The organism is Streptomyces flavochromogenes, from assembly GCF_000717595.1.
GTDB lineage: Bacteria > Actinomycetota > Actinomycetes > Streptomycetales > Streptomycetaceae > Streptomyces > Streptomyces flavochromogenes.
The window spans coordinates 128951-146274 of record NZ_JNZO01000027.1 but is presented as its reverse complement, the minus strand read 5'-3'; the positions used below and the strand labels follow the sequence as shown (position 1 = coordinate 146274).

Below are 17324 nucleotides of genomic sequence, written 5' to 3'. Positions count from 1 at the left end.
GACGCTGGTCAGGTGTCTGGGTGGTCAGTTGTCTCCCTCGAGGATGCCCGACTGCGCGATCAGGTAGCCGAGCTGGGCCCGGCTGCCGCTGCCGAGGGCGGCGGCGAGTTTGGCGATGTGGGCGCGGCAGGTGCGCACGTTCATGCCGAGGCGGCGGGCGATGGCCTCGTCGACATGGCCCTCGACGAGGAGTTTGGCGATGGAGCGCTGGACACCGCCTATGCCGTCCACGGAGGGGCTGTAGGGGATCTCGTCCTCCCACGGCACGCCGTGCAGCCAGAACTGGTCGAAGACGCCGACGAGGTACTGGACGAGTCCCTCGTGGCGGAGTTCGAGGGCGACCTGGCGGTCGCTGCGCGCGGGCACGAAGGCGACCTTGCGGTCGACGATGATCAGCCGGTCGACGATCTCCTCGAGGGTGCGCAGTTCGAGCCCGTACGGCGCGACGCGTTCGACGTAGGCCAACGTGGCGGGGTGGTGCCGCGCGGTGTGCTGGTAGAGCGTCCGCATCCGGACACCGCGGTCGAGCAGCGGCTCCATGCGGCGCAGGGCGGCTTCGAGGGTCTCGGGGCGGCGGCCGCTGCCGGGCTGGATGGTGAGGAGTTCCTCGGTGCACTCGTTGATGGCGCGGTCGAGGGCGGCGTTGATGACGCTGAGGCCTTCGAGGACCGTGATCGCCTGTGCGCCGGAGGGGTCCTGCGTGTGGATCGCCATGAACGGCTCGAAAGCGTCCGCGAGGGCTATCGCGTGCTGCCGTCGGACCTGTATCTCCTGCTCGATGGGGTGCACGAGCTGGTTGAGGGCGATCGACGGCGGCACGGGACGCAGGCACTGGCTGTCGTCCGGGTCCGGGTGCAGGAGGGAGAGTTCCCTCAGACAGGGGGCGGCTTCGGCGTCTGCGCGGGCTATGCGGCCGGTGCGGAGCGCACTCGCATAGAGCTCCTTGCCCACGTCGCATAGTTCACCGTGACTGTGCTTATGACCGGACTCGTCGCATTCTCGCCTCATTTGCACCCCCCTCAGGGTCATGAATTACAGGAACATGATGCCCGGCTTGGCTGGTGGAAAGGGTCGGGAGTGAGCCATCGTCTTACTCGCGGGGGGGAGGTAGTGATCAAAAGAGGTGGAGATCGGCCATGACCAGGATGGTTCGTGCACTTAGCGCCATAGCCGTTGCGGCGGCTGCTCTCGGCGCACTCGCCGTCGGCGAGCCCTCGTGGGAGAGCACCCCGGCGCATTCCGTGCCAGGGCCGGACGAGCCCTCGTGGGAGAGCACCCCGGCGCACGACGTGTGGGCGGGACCCGGCGAACCCTCGTGGGAGAGCTCTCCCCGGGACGTCGTGCTCGCTGCTCCCTACGAGCCGTCCTGGGAGATCGCTTCCAGGGGCGCGGGGGCGTGACCGTGCCGCCGGACGACCCCAGGTTCCGCCGGGAGATGGCTTCGGCCTACCGGTCCGGGTGGCACTTCGTCGACCTCGCCACGGCAATCCCCCACCGTGGCGACGCGTTGAAGATCACCCTCTTCGGAGAGCCGATCGTGGTGGCACGGGAGCAGGACGAGGACGTCCGCGCCTACCGCTGCCTCCGCCGTCCCCGCGGCGCCCCACAGCCCATCCGCTGTGCCATCCGGTACGGCATGATCTTCGTCAATCTCGACCAGCGGGACCACCAGCTGATCGAGCCCGAGACCATCACCGCCACCCCCCGCAGTGCCTGAGCGATTCCCCCGTCGTTGTAGATCGCTCCGGCACTTCCCCCACACAGCGGCGCCATCGCGGACCTGAAACGCGATGGCGCCGCTGTGCTGCCCGGATGTCCCCGCACGGGGACGTCCGGGTTTCTCAGGCGCGTCCCATCGCCCGCGTCAGGGCGATCTCGATGACGACCCGGTCCGGGTTCTCCGCCGGCGTGCGCCCGTAGCGCTCCGCGTAGCGCCCCACCGCGTCCGCGACGACCTCCGCCTCCGTACGGATGTGCGCGACGCCCTCCAGGGTCGCCCAGCGGCCCTTGTCGACCTGGCAGACCGCGACCCGCGCGCCGTCCGCGCCCGCCGCCAGGACGTTGGCGACCTTCCGGCTGTGCTTGTTGGTGATGACCCGGGCGTATCCGCCCTCGGGGTCGTAGGTGACGCCCACCGCCACGACGTGCGGAGTGCCGTCCGGGCGCGGGGTGGTCAGGGTGCACATGTGGTACTCGCGCCAGAAGCTGAGGTACGAGTCGGAGGGGTTCCTCGGGTCGGTCGCCATGCACGGAAACTACCCGGGGCGGAGCTCCCTCCGACACCTTGAGCGCAATCGACTCAACTTTGTGTACCCTGGATGAGTCATAAAGGGAGAGGACCCGGAACAACCCAGGAGGAGCACCGCACGTGGACGCCGAACTGACCAACCGGAGCCGGGACGCGATCAACGCGGCCAGCAGCCGCGCCGTGTCCGAAGGACACGCCGACCTGACCCCCGCACACCTTCTGCTCGCGCTGCTGACCGGTCAGGACAACGAGAACATCACCGACCTGCTCGCCGCCGTCGAAGCCGACCAGGCGGTCGTGCGCGCCGGCGCGGAGCGGCTGCTCGCCGCCCTGCCGAGCGTCACCGGCTCCACGGTCGCGCCCCCGCAGCCCAGCCGCGACTTCCTCGCGGTCGTCGCCGACGCCGACCGGCAGGCCAAGGAGCTCGGCGACGACTACCTGTCCACCGAGCACCTCCTCATCGCGATCGCGGCCAAGGGCGGCCAGGCCGGTGAGATCCTCGACGCGCAGGGCGCGAGCGCTTCGAAGCTGCTCGACGCGTTCGAGAAGAGCAGGGGAGGACGCCGGGTGACCACACCGGACCCGGAGGGGCAGTACAAGGCGCTGGAGAAGTTCGGAACGGACTTCACCGCCGCCGCGCGCGAGGGCAAGCTGGACCCGGTCATCGGCCGCGACCACGAGATCCGTCGCGTCGTGCAGGTGCTGTCCCGCCGCACCAAGAACAACCCGGTCCTCATCGGTGAGCCCGGCGTCGGCAAGACCGCCGTCGTCGAGGGCCTCGCCCAGCGGATCGTGAAGGGCGACGTACCCGAGTCGCTGAAGAACAAGCGGCTGGTCTCGCTCGACCTCGGCGCGATGGTCGCCGGCGCCAAGTACCGCGGCGAGTTCGAGGAGCGGCTGAAGACCGTGCTCTCCGAGATCAAGGCGAGCGACGGCCAGATCATCACCTTCATCGACGAGCTGCACACGGTCGTCGGCGCGGGCGCCGGCGGCGACTCCTCCATGGACGCGGGCAACATGCTCAAGCCCATGCTGGCCCGCGGCGAGCTCCGCATGGTCGGCGCGACCACCCTCGACGAGTACCGCGAGCGGATCGAGAAGGACCCCGCTCTGGAGCGCCGCTTCCAGCAGGTCCTGGTCGCCGAGCCCACGGTCGAGGACACCATCGCGATCCTCCGCGGGCTCAAGGGCCGGTACGAGGCCCACCACAAGGTGCAGATCAACGACTCCGCCCTGGTGGCCGCCGCGACCCTCTCCGACCGGTACATCACCTCCCGCTTCCTCCCCGACAAGGCCATCGACCTCGTCGACGAGGCCGCCTCCCGGCTCCGGATGGAGATCGACTCCTCGCCCGTCGAGATCGACGAGCTCCAGCGTTCCGTGGACCGGCTCCGCATGGAGGAGCTGGCCCTCAGGAACGAGACGGACCCGGCGAGCAGGCAGCGCCTGGAGAAGCTGCGGCGCGACCTCGCCGACCGCGAGGAGGAGCTGCGCGGCCTCACCGCCCGCTGGGAGAAGGAGAAGCAGTCCCTCAACCGGGTCGGCGAGCTGAAGGAGCGCCTCGACGAGACGCGCGGCCGCGCCGAGCGCGCCCAGCGCGACGGCGACTTCGACACCGCCTCCAAGCTGCTCTACGGGGAGATCCCGGCCCTGGAGCGTGAGCTGGAGGAGGCGAGCGAGGCCGAGGCCCAGCAAGAGACGTCCAAGAACACCATGGTCAAGGACGAGGTCGGCCCCGACGACATCGCGGACGTCGTCGGCGCCTGGACCGGTATCCCCGCCGGCCGCCTCCTGGAGGGCGAGACGCAGAAGCTGCTGCGCATGGAGGACGAGCTCGGCCGGCGGCTGATCGGCCAGTCCGAGGCCGTCCAGGCCGTCTCCGACGCCGTGCGCCGCACCCGCGCGGGCATCGCCGACCCCGACCGCCCCACCGGTTCCTTCCTCTTCCTCGGCCCCACGGGCGTCGGCAAGACGGAGCTGGCGAAGGCGCTCGCGGACTTCCTCTTCGACGACGAGCGGGCCATGATCCGCATCGACATGTCGGAGTACGGCGAGAAGCACAGCGTCGCCCGGCTGGTCGGTGCGCCTCCCGGCTACGTCGGGTACGAGGAGGGCGGCCAGCTCACGGAGGCGGTCCGCCGCCGCCCGTACAGCGTGGTCCTGCTCGACGAGGTGGAGAAGGCGCACCCGGAGGTCTTCGACGTCCTGCTCCAGGTCCTGGACGACGGACGGCTGACCGACGGGCAGGGGCGGACGGTGGACTTCCGCAACACCCTCCTGATCCTCACGTCGAACCTGGGCAGCCAGTACCTGGTCGACCCGCTGACCTCGGCGGACGTGAAGAAGCAGCAGGTCCTGGACGTGGTCAGGGCCAGCTTCAAGCCGGAGTTCCTCAACCGCCTCGACGACCTGGTGGTCTTCTCCGCCCTCGACCGGGCCGAGCTGGGCCGGATCGCGCGGCTCCAGATCGACCGGCTCGCCCAGCGGCTCGCCGAGCGGCGGCTGACCCTGGACGTCACCCCGGAGGCCCTGGAGTGGCTCGCCGAGGAGGGCAACGACCCGGCGTACGGCGCCCGGCCGCTGCGCCGCCTCATCCAGACGGCGATCGGCGACCGGCTCGCCAGGGAGATCCTCGCGGGCGAGGTCCAGGACGGCGACACGGTCCGCGTGGACCGCTTCGAGGACGGTCTGATCGTGGGGCCGGCGCGGTAGCTCAGGTGTCGAAGGCCTCCACGCGTACGAGGGCGGTGCCCCCGTCCTCGTACGTGACCCGCAGGTGCACGTAGAGCATCTCGTCGAAGGACACGTCCACGCAGCGGTCCTGTTCGCAGGCGAACGGAGGCTTTCCCGTCGGATAGGTGGCTTTCAGCCACCCCTCGACCTCGGAGCGTGGCATCCGGAACTCGGCGGTCGCCTGGGTGTCCTGCCAGTGGGCGGCCGTGCAGCGGGCGTCCTCGGCGCTCACCGGGAGGCTTCCCCGCGCGAAGGTCATCACCTTGGCGCAGTCGACCTGCTGGGACTCACCGACCTCGCTCCAGGCCATCGCGCCCCAGACCAGCAGGGCCAGTGGCCCGCCGCAGAGCATGGTCACCACCACGGACACCCACACCCAGGTCCACGGGCGCGGCTTCACCGGTCCGGCTTTCTTCACCGTTTTCTCCCCCATGAGGACCAGATCTTGTCAGCCCGCAGCGGATCGCGGGAGGCGGGACTTGCCACGTACCGCCCGGCATGGGGGAGGATGGCGAGCATCCGTACGAAGGGAAATTCACGGTGAGCATCGACCCGTCCTCGATTCCGAATTTCGGGGGCCAGCCCCAGCCTCAGGCCGCAGGACCGGCGGGCCCCGTCGTCCCCGACCAGGACCTCGTCAAGCAGCTCCTCGAGCAGATGGAGCTGAAGTACGTCATCGACGACGAGGGTGACCTCGCGGCGCCGTGGGAGGAATTCCGCACGTACTTCATGTTCCGCGGCGAGGACGAGCAGCAGGTCTTCTCGGTGCGGACGTTCTACGACCGCCCGCACTCCGCCGACGACCGCGCCAAGATCCTCGACGCGATCGACGACTGGAACCGCCGCACCCTGTGGCCGAAGGTCTACACGCACCTGCACGAGGAGGAGGACGGCTCCGCCACCCTCCGCCTCATCGGTGAGGCCCAGATGCTGATCGGCACCGGCGTCGCCCTGGAGCACTTCGTCTCCTCCACGGTCAGCTGGGTCCGCGCCTCCATCGAGTTCGACAAGTGGATCGTCGAGCAGTTCGGCCTGGAGTCCCCCGAGGACAAGGCCGCCGGCGACGAAGAGGCCTGAGCCTCCCCGCACCCGCACGAGAGCCCGGCCCCTTCCGAGGGGCCGGGCTCTCGTCGTCGTCGGCGGTGGTGCGGCCGGGCGTCAGGACAGTCGCTTGAGCCGGGAGACGGCCTCCTCCAGGACCTCGGTCTTCTTGCAGAAGGCGAAGCGGACGAAGGGGGCGCCGGCCTCGCGGTGGTCGTAGAAGACGGCGTTCGGGATGGCCACGACCCCGGCGCGCTCGGGCAGCGAGCGGCAGAAGGCGAAGCCGTCCTCGGCGCCGAGGGGTCGGATGTCGGTGGTGACGAAGTAGGTGCCGGCGGGCTTGTAGACCGCGAAGCCCGCCTGTGCGAGGCCCTCGCTCAGCAGGTCCCGTTTGGCGGAGAGCTCCGTGCGGAGGGTGTCGAAGTACGTGGCCGGGAGGCGCAGGGCCTCGGCGATCGCGTACTGGAACGGGCCGGAGGACACATACGTGAGGAACTGCTTGGCCGAGCGGACGGCGGAGGTCAGCTCGGGGCTCGCGGTGATCCAGCCGACCTTCCAGCCGGTGAACGAGAACGTCTTGCCGGCCGAGCCGATGGTGACCGTGCGCTCCCGCATCCCCGGCAGGCTCGCGATCGGCAGGTGCTCGGCGTCGTCGAAGACCAGGTGCTCGTACACCTCGTCGGTGACGACGAGCAGGTCCCGCTCGACGGCGAGCTCGGCGACGGCGGTCAGTTCGGCCCGGGTGAGGACGGTGCCGGTGGGGTTGTGCGGGGTGTTGAGCAGGATCAGACGGGTCCGGTCGGTGACGGCGGCCCGCAGTTCGTCGAGGTCGAGGACGTAGGACCCGTCGTGGGGGCGGAGGGTGACGGGGACCCGGGTCCCGCCGGCCATGGCGACACAGGCGGCGTACGAGTCGTAGTACGGCTCCAGGGCGATGACCTCGTCGCCCGGTTCGACGAGGGCGAGCAGGGCCGCCGCGATCGCCTCGGTGGCGCCCGCGGTGACGAGCACCTCCGTGTCCGGGTCGAAGTCGAGACCGTACCGGTCCCGCTGGTGGTCGGCGATCGCCGACCGCAGCTCGGGGACGCCGGGGCCGGGCGGGTACTGGTTGCCGCGGCCGTCCCGCAGCGCGCGGACCGCCGCCTCCCGGATCTCCTCGGGGCCGTCGGTGTCGGGGAAGCCCTGACCGAGGTTGATCGCCCCGGTCCTGGCGGCGAGCGCGGACATCTCGGCGAAGATCGTCGTGCCGAACTCGGCGAGGCGGCGGTTGAGCGGCGGTCGTGTCATGACGGTCATCCTGCGGCGAAGCTCTGGAGTTCCTCAAGTGCGCTTTGACGGGGCTCCGTAGCGGGAATCTCCCTCGCACAATCGAACGGGGGTAGTACTGATGGAAATCTTCCTCTTCATCGTCTTCGGGTTCCTGGCCGTCGCGGGAGTGCTCATCGTCCTCTGGGGAAGCCGCAGCACCGGTGCCGCCGGCAGCAGGCCGCGGCGGCGGGGCTCGCGGTCGGGCGACGGCAGCGTCACCTGGGCGGACGGTGGCGGCGGTGGCGGCTGCGGTGGCGGCGGCTCCAGCTCCTGCGGGGGGTCCTCCAGCTGCGGTGGCGGCGGGGGTGGTGGCGGCTGCGGCGGCGGCAGCTGAGCGCGGCTGCGGCGCTGCCACAGCCGTGTGGCACGTGACGTGGGCAATCCGCAGGGAACTTGTCGATCAATTCCGATTGAACAAGTGAACTGTGGGGTCCCCGAAGGGGTTGGAAAACACAGCAAGTTGGGTAAAAACGCTGCGAGTCGTCCGGTGTCCGTGGTTCTCTCGCTCCTGACAGAGACAGCCCTCGGACCGTGTGTGGACCCGAGCCGGCGATTCCCCACTCCCGTTGAACCCTTCTCCGGGGCGCCCCCGGCCCACCCGTCAAACCGTGTTTGCGGAGCCGACCCATGCTCACCACCCTGAAAACCTCCTACACCGATACCCGCGCGGCCGATCTGGCCTGGGCCCTCGGGCGCGAGCCGCTGCCCGCCCTGGCCGTGCTCGACCTCGAACTCTCGGGCGCCAAGCTGCAGTTGAGGCTGCTCGGCGCTTCCCACCAGGTGCTCCTGGAAGAGGAGGGCCGAGACTGCTCGGAGACCGTCGCCTGCATGCCGGGCAGCAGCACCCCGCTGCCGCTCGGCGTCTCCAAGCGCGTCGGCGAATGGGAGTACGAATTCGCCGCCCGCGTCGAGACGCTCTCGCACGGCTCCTTCGCGGGCCGGGCGCAGGAGTTGCTGGCCCTGGTCGCCGACCACCCCAATGGCCTCGCGGGGACCTTTCCCGGCTCCCCGCACGCCTTCACGGCGATGCTGGCGCAGCGCCACGAGGGTCAGGTGCGCTGGCGCACCTGGCACGCCTACCCGCAGGAAGGGCAGTTGGTGGTGACCAGGACCCGTATCGGCGTACGTATGCCTGCAACGCTCTGATACGCCCTCTCGGAGCTCCAGATCCACTCGTGTGGGTGACAGGGGGCGCCCGAGCCGTGACGTAGCGTTACGGTCATGATCGAGCCGACCGTGACCATGCCACCCAAGAGGGTGCGGCGGGCGCCCGTGCGGCGGCCCGAGCCGCCGCGTGGGACGGTGCGGTTCCCGGTCCTCGCGGTGGTCTTCGTCTGCGCCGCCTGCGGCCTGGTCTACGAACTCGAACTGGTCGCGCTCGCCTCCTACTTGATCGGCGACTCGGTCACCCAGGCGTCGGTCGTGCTCTCCGTCATGGTCTTCGCCATGGGAGTGGGCTCGCTCCTCGCCAAGGCGCTGCGCTGCCGCGCCGCCGTCGGCTTCGGCCTGGTCGAGGCCGGGCTCGCGCTCATCGGCGGCACCTCTGCGCTGGTGCTGTACGCGGCCTTCGCCTGGTTCGGCGAATCGAGGTACGTCCTCGTGGCGTTCTCGCTCGCCATCGGGGTGCTCATCGGCGCGGAGATCCCGCTCCTGATGTCGCTCATACAGCGGGGCGACCGGCCGGGCCGGTCCGGGCGGAAGGCCTCGCTCGGAAAGCAGGACGACGCCGCCGGGACGGTCGCCGACCTCTTCGCCGCCGACTATGTCGGCGCCCTGGTCGGCGGCCTCGCCTTCCCTTTTCTGCTGCTGCCCTGGCTCGGCCAGCTCACCGGCGCCCTCGTCACCGGCGCGGTCAACGCCGTGGCGGGCGGCGGCCTCGTCCTCTGGGTGTTCCGCCGCGACCTGACCGCCCGCTCCCGAGCCCTGCTCGTCGCGGTGAACGTGGCGGTCCTCGCCGTCCTCGCCACGGCGACCGTGCTCGTCGACGACTTCGAACAGGCTGCCCGGCGGGCGGTGTACGGGGAGCGGGTGCGGGTCGCCGTCCACACCGAGCTCCAGGAGATCGTCGTGACCGGGGGGCGCGAAGACCCGCCCGACCTGTTCCTCGACGGCCGTCTCCGGGTGGCCGGCCAGGACGAGTACCGCTACCACGAGGCCCTCGTCCACCCCGCGATGAACGGCGCGCATGCCCGCGTGCTGATCGTCGGCGGCGGAGACGGCATGGCCGCCCGCGAGGCCCTGCGCTACCCCACGGTCCGCTCCGTCACCGTCGTCGAGCTCGACCCGGGCGTCGTCCGCCTCGCCCGGACGGATCCGGCCCTCGCCAGGCTCAACGGGCAGGCGTTCCGGGACCCGCGCGTCCGGGTGGTCCACGCGGACGCCTTCCACTGGCTCCGGGGCGCCACCGATCGTCTGCAGGAACGGTACGACGTGGTGATCTCCGATCTGCCCGACCCGGGAATCACCCCCAGCGCCAAGCTGTACGCGCAGGAGTTCTACGGACTCGTGGCCCAGGTCCTCACCCCCTCCGGACGGTTCGCCGTGCACGCCGGGTCCGTCACCGACCGGCCCCACACCTACTGGACCGTGGACACCACCCTGCACGCGGCCGGCTTCGCCACCCGCCCCTACAGCGCGAGCGGCCGCACCCCCGGCTTCGCCGCCGGACCCGACCGCGCCGACAGCGCCGGCGGTACGGGGCGGGGGCCCGGTGACTGGGGCTTCCTCCTGGCCGTACCGGGCAGCCGCCCGCCCGCTCTCGGCCTCGCCCCCGACGCGCCCCGGCTGCGTTCGCTCGGCCCGGACACCCTGGAGGCCGCGGCGCGCCGCGCCGAGCTCGGCCGGGGCGCCGAACCGCCCCCGTCGACGCTTGTGCACCCGCGCTACGGAAGCTGAAGGGACCGGGTTCCGTGCCGAACGGGCGACGCCGCGCCCCCGTCTGAGTAGGCTCGGCTTCCATGGAGCATGAGGTGTTCGTCCCGGTCCCGGCCGAGGTTCTGCGTGCGACGCTCACGGACCCGGCCCGGGTGGTGCGCTGCGTCCCCGGTCTCCAGCGCGACGCCGACGCGGTGGGGGCACCTCCCGTGCCGGAGGCTACGGGGGAGGGCCCTCTGACGGGCCGGCTCAAGGTGCGGGTCGGCGGCAACACCATCACCTACCGGGGCGCCCTGAAGGTCGTCGAGCGGGACGGTGCCATCACCTACGAGGGGCGGGGAACCGAGGCCCGGGGCAAGGGCACGGCGGAGCTGTCGCTCACCGTCGTCCTCACTCCGGTGGCCGAGGGCACCAGCCTGAGCTTCACCGGCGGTCTGACGGCGGCCGGCCGGCTCGCCGAGGCGACGGACGAGGCCCGGTCCACGGCGGGCGCGCGGATGCTCGACAAATTCGTGGAGGGGCTGGCGGCGCTGGCGGAGGAGCCGGACGCGCCGGAGGACGTGGACGCGGAGGCGGCCCCCGACGCAGAGGCCGCCGCAGCTGCCGAGGACGTCGTCGAGCCCGACTCCGATGACGACGGCGTCGACGACGGTGTCGAGGAGCCGCACCGGAGTGCCCTCTTCGATGCGCCGGTGCCGCCGCCCTCCCTCGACCCCCTCCTGGACGAGGAGTTCGGCGACACGCCCATCGAGTTCCCCGCGCCGCAGCCAGCCGCCGAGGCCGCCCACGCCCGCCGGACCATGATCGGCCGGAGCGCCGAGGAGGTCGACCACGCGCCGCCGCGCGGCCGGTACGCTCCGGTTCCCGCGCCCGAGGCGTCGAGCGCCGGTGCCACCCTGCGCTGGATCGCCCCTGCCGCGGCCCTCGCGCTCGCCTCCGCCGTGGTCGTGGGCCGCGCACTGCGCCGACGCCGCTGACACGATTAGGGTCAGGGCGTGAGCATGCAGACGCGACTGACGGCGGGCGACGCCGAGTTGACCATCAGCCCCGAGAACGGCTGCCGGATCGAGAGCCTGCGCATCGGCGGCACCGAGGTGCTGCGCCAGGGCGAGCGGTTCGGAGCCTTCCCGATGGTGCCCTGGTGCGGACGGACCGAGAACGGCCGCTTCCGCAACGGGGCCACCAGCCATCAGCTGCCGGTCAACGCACCCCCGCACGCCATCCACGGCACCGTCCGCGACCTCGCATGGAAGTCCGCGAGGGTCTCCGCGACCGAGGCCGTCTTCACCTGCGAGCTCGGTGACCCGTGGCCGTACAAGGGCAAGGTCACCCAGGTCTTCGAGCTGGCCGAGGACGCCCTCACCCTCCGTTTCGGCGTCGAGACCTACGACGACTCCTTTCCGGCCCAGGCCGGCTGGCACCCCTGGTTCCTGCGCGACCTCGGCCGGGGCGGCCAGGACGTGCGGCTCGACTTCACCCCGGCCTGGCAGGAGGAACGTGGTGACGACCACCTCCCGACCGGACGCCGGATCGACCCCACCCCCGGCCCCTGGGACGACTGCTTCGGCATGCCCGAGGGCGTCGACGTCACCCTCACCTGGCCGGAGGAGCTGGAGCTGAAGGTCACCAGCCGCGCCGAGTGGGTCGTGATCTACGACGAGCCCGAGGAGGCCGCCTGCGTCGAGCCGCAGTCCGGCCCGCCGAACGGCCTCAACACCCACCCCCGTCTGGTCACTCCGATCGACCCCCTGGAGGTCGAGAGCACCTGGCGCTGGCGGCGGCTCTGAGCCAGGGCGCCACGGCGCCCCTTAAGCTGCTGACCATGACTGACGTACGCGCTGAGCTGCTCCAGCAGATCAAGGACAAGGCCGTGGTGCACGGCAAGGTGACCCTCTCCTCGGGTCTGGAAGCCGACTACTACATCGACCTGCGCCGGATCACGCTGGACGGCGAGGCCGCGCCGCTGGTGGGTCAGGTCATGCTCGACCTGACGGCCGACCTGGACTTCGACTGCGTCGGCGGTCTGACCCTGGGCGCCGACCCGGTCGCGACCTCGATGCTGCACGCCTCCGCCGCGCGCGGCCGGCGTCTCGACGCCTTCGTCGTCCGGAAGGCGCAGAAGGCCCACGGCATGCAGCGCCGTATCGAGGGCGCGGACGTCAAGGGCCGTCGCTGCCTCGTCGTCGAGGACACCTCGACGACCGGCGGCTCGCCGCTGACCGCCGTGGAGGCCGTCCGCGAGGCCGGCGGCGAGGTCGTCGCCGTGGCCACGATCGTCGACCGGGGCGCCGCCGAGGCCATCGCCTTGTTATTGTCTGTCCTGCCTTGCTTTTTTCCCGGGGGGGGGGTTTTTCCACGAAAACCCCCCCGCCCCTCGGCATGCCGGGCCCGTGGGAGCCCGGAGAAGAGTCTGGAAGGATGGGCGTCGACGATGACGTCGCCCCCAGGTCAGGGACAGCAACGCACACACCCCGCACATCACAAGGAGCGGACGAATGCCCATCGCAACCCCCGAGGTCTACAACGAGATGCTCGACCGGGCGAAGGCAGGCAAGTTCGCCTACCCGGCCATCAACGTGACTTCGTCCCAGACCCTGCACGCCGCCCTGCGCGGCTTCGCGGAGGCCGAGAGCGACGGCATCATCCAGATCTCGACCGGCGGAGCCGAGTTCCTGGGCGGCCAGTACAACAAGGACATGGTCACGGGCGCCGTTGCCCTGGCCGAGTTCGCGCACATCGTCGCCGCGAAGTACGACATCACGGTCGCGCTGCACACCGACCACTGCCCGAAGGACAAGCTGGACGGCTACGTCCGTCCGCTGCTCGACGTCTCCGCCGAGCGCGTCGCCCGTGGCGAGAACCCGCTGTTCCAGTCGCACATGTGGGACGGCTCCGCCGAGACCCTCGCCGACAACCTGGCCATCGGCCAGGAGCTGCTCGCGAAGGCCGCCGCCGCCAAGATCATCCTTGAGGTCGAGATCACCCCGACCGGTGGCGAGGAGGACGGCGTCAGCCACGAGATCAACGACGAGCTGTACACCACCGTCGACGACGCGCTCCGCACCGCCGAGGCCCTGGGCCTGGGCGAGAAGGGCCGCTACCTGCTCGCCGCCTCCTTCGGCAACGTGCACGGCGTCTACAAGCCGGGCAACGTCGTCCTCCGCCCGGAGCTCCTCAAGGACCTCCAGGCCGGTGTCGCCGAGAAGTACGGCAAGGCCTCCCCGTTCGACTTCGTCTTCCACGGCGGCTCGGGCTCCACGGCCGAGGAGATCGCCACCGCCCTGGAGAACGGCGTCGTGAAGATGAACCTCGACACCGACACCCAGTACGCCTTCACGCGTCCGGTGGCGAACCACATGTTCAAGAACTACGACGGTGTCCTGAAGGTCGACGGCGAGGTCGGCATCAAGTCGACCTACGACCCGCGCACCTGGGGCAAGCTGGCCGAGGCCGGCATGGCCGTCCGGGTGACCGAGGCGTGCGCGGCGCTGCGCTCGACCGGCACCAGGCTGAAGTAAGCGCTGAAGCGAGCGTTGTACGAGCGGCCCGGTACCCCCGCCCTGGCGTGGGGGTGCCGGGCCCTCGGCGTGTCGGGAGGAGAGAGATGTCCGGAGGAGAGAGCACGGTGACGACGACGTACGACTTCGACCGGGAGATCGACCGCCGCGGGACCTGGTCGGTCCAGTGGGACGGGATCGCGGACCGCTTCGGCGTCCCCGACCTGCTGCCCTTCACCATCTCCGACATGGACTTCGCCTCTCCGCCGGAGGTCCTCGCGGCCCTGCGCGACCGTGTCGACCACGGGGTCTTCGGCTACACCGACTGGAGGCTCGGGGAGTTCCGCGAGGCGATACGCCATTGGTACGCCACCAGGTACGAGGCCGAGATCGACCCGGACTCCCTGGTGTACGCGCCCTCCGTGCTCAACCAGCTCTCCCAGCTCCTGCGGATGTGGACCGAGCCCGGCGACGGCGTCGTCGTCCACACCCCCACCTACGACGGCTTCCGCAAGGCCGTCACGGGGCTCGGGCGCGAGCTGCGCGGCGTCCCGCTCGGCGACACCGAGGCCCTCGAACGGGAGCTGGCCCGGCCGGACAGCAAGGTCCTGCTGCTCTGCTCCCCGCACAATCCGACCGGCCGGGTGTGGACGGAGAGCGAGCTCCGGGAGTTCGCCGTGCTCGCCGAGCGCCACGGCGCGGCTGTCGTCAGCGACGAGATCCATGCCGACATGACCACCGACGGCCACCGCCACATCCCGTGGACCCGGATCGCCGAGCGGGGCCGGGGCCACCGCTGGGCGCTGATCACCTCGGCCACCAAGGCCTTCAATTTCCCCGCGCTCTCCGGCTCGTACGGGATCATCGGCGACCCCGACGAGCGTGCGGCCTTCGTCCGGCGGATGGAGACCGGCGAGGGGCTCGCCTCGCCCGCCGTGCTCTCGCTGACCGCCCACATCGCCGCGTACCGGCACGGCGCGGCCTGGCTGGACGAGCTGCGCGCCTACGTGGCGGGCACGATGGGCATGGTTCGGGAGCACCTCGCGACGGGCTTTCCCGAGCTCGGCTGGGCGCCCCCGCAGGCGGGCTATCTCGCCTGGATCGACCTGCGGCCCCTGGGCATCGAGGAGACCCGGCTGCAGGAGGAGCTGATCACCGTCGAGAAGGTGGCGATCATGCCGGGCGGGGTGTACGGCACGCCCGGTTTCGTCCGGCTGAACGTGGGCTGTCGGCGGGAGAAGGCCGAGCGGGGTGTGGCCGCGCTGGTCCGGGCGGCGGGACGGCTGCGCACCTCCTGACAAGGGCGCCCGTGTCAGGGCGCGTACCTCCGGACGGGGATGCCCGTGGCAGGGTGCTCACGTCCTGGTTCCGGGGGCGGCGCACCTCCTGAGACGGGTGTCCCGCGGGTGGCGGATGCCCGCACCGGGGTGCACGGGGCCGCCTCCGCGAGGAGCATGGCTCGCATGGGCGATCGGGACGTGCGGATGGCCTCCAGGGCCGGGCGATGGATCGTGTTCACGACCGTCCTCGGCTCCGGCATGGCGCTGCTCGACTCCACCGTGGTCAATGTGGCGCTGCCGCACATCGGCGAGGACCTGGGCGCCGACCTGGCCGTTCTCCAGTGGACGGTCAACGCCTACATGCTCACCCTGGCCGGGCTGATCCTGCTCGGCGGATCGCTCGGCGACCGGTTCGGGCGGCGCCGGGTCTTCGTGATCGGCGTGGTGTGGTTCGCGCTCGCCTCGCTCCTGTGCGGCCTCGCCCCGAACGCCGGCGTGCTCATCGCCGCCCGCGCCCTCCAGGGCGTGGGCGGGGCGCTGCTCACCCCCGGGTCCCTGGCGCTGATCCAGGCGAGTTTCCACGAGGACGACCGGGCCAGGGCGGTCGGGCTGTGGTCCGGCTTCGGCGGGGTGGGAGCGGCGATCGGGCCGTTCGTGGGCGGCTGGCTGGTGGACGGGCCGGGCTGGCGGTGGGTGTTCCTGCTGAACGTGCCGCTCGCCGCCCTCTGCGTTCCCGTCGCGCTGAGGCACGTCCCAGAATCGCGGGACGAGACCGCGCACGGCCGCTTCGACGTGCTCGGCGCGGTCCTGGGCGCGGCGGCGCTCGCGCTCGTGACGTACGCGCTGATCGGCGAGGCCTGGTGGGCCGGGGCGGCCGGGGGCGTCGTCGGCGCCTGGTTCGTGGTGGTGGAGCGGCGCCGCGGCGAACGTGCGATGGTGCCGCCGTCGATCTTCGCGTCCCGGATGTTCACCGCGGTCAATCTGGTCACGCTGTGCGTGTACGCCGCGTTCGGCGGATTCTTCTTCCTGGCCGTCCTCCAGCTCCAGGTGGTGTCCGGCTACTCGGCGCTCGGTGCCGGTACGGCCCTGCTGCCCACGACCGTCCTGATGCTGCTGCTCTCGGCGAAGTCCGGGGAGCTGGGGGAGCGGATCGGGCCCCGGATCCCGCTGACGGTGGGGCCGCTGCTGTGCGCCGCGGGCATGCTCCTGATGCTGCGGGTCGGTGAGGACGCCTCGTACGTACGGGACGTGCTGCCGGCGCTGCTGGTGCTCGGGCTCGGGATGACGGCGCTGGTCGCGCCGCTGACCGCGACCGTGCTCGCCTCGGTGGACGTGTCCAGGGCGGGCCTGGCCAGTGGCATCAACAACGCGGCGGCGCGGGCGGCCGGGCTGCTCGCGGTGGCCGCGCTGCCGATGCTCGCCGGGATGAGCCCGGAGGCGTACCTCTCGGCGGAGGAGTTCGGGGCGACGTTCCGGCGGGCGATGCCGATGTGTGCGGGGATCCTGGTGGTGGGCGCGGTGCTCGCGTGGACGACGATGCGGCGTCCGACGGGGGCGGACTGCCACCCGGAGTGCAAGGTGCACTGCGGGGTGTCGTCCCCGCCGCTCGACCCGGGACAGCGGGACGCCTCGGCCTGAGGGAGCCCGGTGCTTCCGTCGCGGGGCGTTCGGGCGCCCGGGGCCCCGAGGCCCGGTGCCTCCCCGCCACAGGGCCTCCGGAGAGCGGGACTGAGGCAGACTGGCCCCATGGCCATGCATGAGAACCTCCTGGGGGGACCGGCCCCCACCCACCTGCCCGACGACCCGGGTCCGCGCGAGCTGCTCGCGAACGGTACGGCGCCGGCGGAAGTCGCTGCGAAGTACCCGACCTCCTCGCTCGCCTGGGCCCAGCTCGCGGACGACGCGTACGAGCGCGGCTCGGTCGTCGAGTCCTACGCCTACGCCCGTACCGGCTACCACCGCGGCCTCGACGCGCTGCGCCGCAACGGCTGGAAGGGCCACGGCCCGGTGCCGTGGGAGCACGAGCCGAACCGCGGCTTCCTGCGCGCCCTGCACTCGCTGGCCCGCGCGGCCGGCGAGATCGGTGAGAAGGACGAGTTCGAGCGCTGCACGACCTTCCTTCGGGACTCCTCGGAGACCGCTGCGGAGACGCTCGGCTGACATCGCCCGACGGCTGAAACTGGCCGGATTTCCCCTGCTCCGACGGACCGGGGGAAATCCGGACAGACTCCCCGACCCGTTCGAGGTTGTTCGACTGGGGCCGGTACGATCCCCGGGACCGCAGGACCGAACACGCCGGTACCGAGGCGCATTTCCTCTTCCCCCACTGCCGGCCGACGCAGG

Annotated in this window: 16 protein-coding genes and 1 pseudogene; 13 read left to right on the top strand and 4 right to left on the bottom strand. The window is 71.4% G+C overall.

The features are described from left to right. Window positions 1-24: 24 nt before the first annotated feature. Complete coding sequence (locus IF00_RS0130510; protein ID WP_030323607.1) at window positions 25-1029, bottom strand: hypothetical protein; 1005 nt, start codon at window positions 1027-1029, stop codon at window positions 25-27. A gap of 367 nt (window positions 1030-1396) precedes the next feature. On the opposite strand from IF00_RS0130510, the gene IF00_RS0130500 reads away from it, so the two are divergent. Further along, window positions 1397-1717 (top strand): Rieske (2Fe-2S) protein, encoded by a 321-nt coding sequence (locus tag IF00_RS0130500; protein ID WP_030323603.1) that lies wholly within the window; start codon window positions 1397-1399, stop codon window positions 1715-1717. Between the two features lie 124 nt (window positions 1718-1841). On the opposite strand, the gene IF00_RS0130495 is transcribed toward IF00_RS0130500, so the two are convergent. Continuing rightward, on the bottom strand, window positions 1842-2246 hold the full coding sequence (locus tag IF00_RS0130495) for a pyridoxamine 5'-phosphate oxidase family protein (protein ID WP_030323601.1): 405 nt from the start codon (window positions 2244-2246) through the stop codon (window positions 1842-1844). A gap of 122 nt (window positions 2247-2368) precedes the next feature. On the opposite strand from IF00_RS0130495, the gene clpB reads away from it, so the two are divergent. Beyond that, the gene (gene clpB / locus IF00_RS0130490) at window positions 2369-4960 is read left to right on the top strand and encodes an ATP-dependent chaperone ClpB (RefSeq protein ID WP_030323599.1); all 2592 of its coding nucleotides are present in this window, start codon (window positions 2369-2371) and stop codon (window positions 4958-4960) included. Window position 4961: 1 nt separating this feature from the next. On the opposite strand, the gene IF00_RS42875 is transcribed toward clpB, so the two are convergent. Further along, entirely contained in the window at window positions 4962-5399 is a 438-nt protein-coding gene (locus IF00_RS42875) for a hypothetical protein (protein WP_158710534.1), read from the bottom strand. A gap of 122 nt (window positions 5400-5521) precedes the next feature. Between IF00_RS42875 and IF00_RS0130480 the strand changes: the two genes are divergently transcribed. Beyond that, the gene (locus tag IF00_RS0130480) at window positions 5522-6058 is read left to right on the top strand and encodes a type III secretion system chaperone family protein (RefSeq protein ID WP_030323595.1); all 537 of its coding nucleotides are present in this window, start codon (window positions 5522-5524) and stop codon (window positions 6056-6058) included. Between the two features lie 81 nt (window positions 6059-6139). On the opposite strand, the gene IF00_RS0130475 is transcribed toward IF00_RS0130480, so the two are convergent. Continuing rightward, window positions 6140-7318: a pyridoxal phosphate-dependent aminotransferase gene (locus IF00_RS0130475; RefSeq protein WP_030323594.1), complete on the bottom strand. Its 1179-nt coding sequence runs from the start codon at window positions 7316-7318 to the stop codon at window positions 6140-6142. A 91-nt stretch (window positions 7319-7409) separates the two neighbouring features. Between IF00_RS0130475 and IF00_RS45230 the strand changes: the two genes are divergently transcribed. The 10 genes and pseudogenes from IF00_RS45230 to IF00_RS0130425 all read left to right on the top strand — a co-directional run bounded on the left by IF00_RS45230 (window position 7410) and on the right by IF00_RS0130425 (window position 17141). Then, the gene (locus tag IF00_RS45230; RefSeq protein ID WP_030323589.1) at window positions 7410-7664 is read left to right on the top strand and encodes a hypothetical protein; all 255 of its coding nucleotides are present in this window, start codon (window positions 7410-7412) and stop codon (window positions 7662-7664) included. Window positions 7665-7957: 293 nt separating this feature from the next. Further along, window positions 7958-8476, top strand: a complete 519-nt coding sequence (locus tag IF00_RS0130465; protein ID WP_030323586.1) for a DUF2617 family protein — start codon at window positions 7958-7960, stop codon at window positions 8474-8476. 75 nt (window positions 8477-8551) lie between these two features. Continuing rightward, window positions 8552-10225, top strand: a complete 1674-nt coding sequence (locus IF00_RS0130460) for a polyamine aminopropyltransferase (RefSeq protein WP_030323585.1) — start codon at window positions 8552-8554, stop codon at window positions 10223-10225. A 62-nt stretch (window positions 10226-10287) separates the two neighbouring features. Beyond that, window positions 10288-11181: an SRPBCC family protein gene (locus IF00_RS0130455; protein WP_030323583.1), complete on the top strand. Its 894-nt coding sequence runs from the start codon at window positions 10288-10290 to the stop codon at window positions 11179-11181. 24 nt (window positions 11182-11205) lie between these two features. Beyond that, window positions 11206-11991 (top strand): aldose epimerase family protein, encoded by a 786-nt coding sequence (locus IF00_RS0130450; protein WP_030323581.1) that lies wholly within the window; start codon window positions 11206-11208, stop codon window positions 11989-11991. A gap of 35 nt (window positions 11992-12026) precedes the next feature. Next, a pseudogene (gene pyrE, locus IF00_RS44135) lies at window positions 12027-12509 on the top strand (orotate phosphoribosyltransferase); the annotation flags it as partial. A 190-nt stretch (window positions 12510-12699) separates the two neighbouring features. Then, entirely contained in the window at window positions 12700-13722 is a 1023-nt protein-coding gene (fbaA, locus tag IF00_RS0130440; RefSeq protein WP_030323577.1) for a class II fructose-bisphosphate aldolase, read from the top strand. A gap of 86 nt (window positions 13723-13808) precedes the next feature. Beyond that, window positions 13809-14999: a MalY/PatB family protein gene (locus tag IF00_RS0130435; protein WP_030323575.1), complete on the top strand. Its 1191-nt coding sequence runs from the start codon at window positions 13809-13811 to the stop codon at window positions 14997-14999. 165 nt (window positions 15000-15164) lie between these two features. Beyond that, entirely contained in the window at window positions 15165-16619 is a 1455-nt protein-coding gene (locus IF00_RS0130430; RefSeq protein WP_030323574.1) for an MFS transporter, read from the top strand. A gap of 108 nt (window positions 16620-16727) precedes the next feature. Beyond that, complete coding sequence (locus IF00_RS0130425) at window positions 16728-17141, top strand: DUF3151 domain-containing protein (protein WP_030323572.1); 414 nt, start codon at window positions 16728-16730, stop codon at window positions 17139-17141. The last annotated feature ends 183 nt before the right edge of the window (window positions 17142-17324 follow it).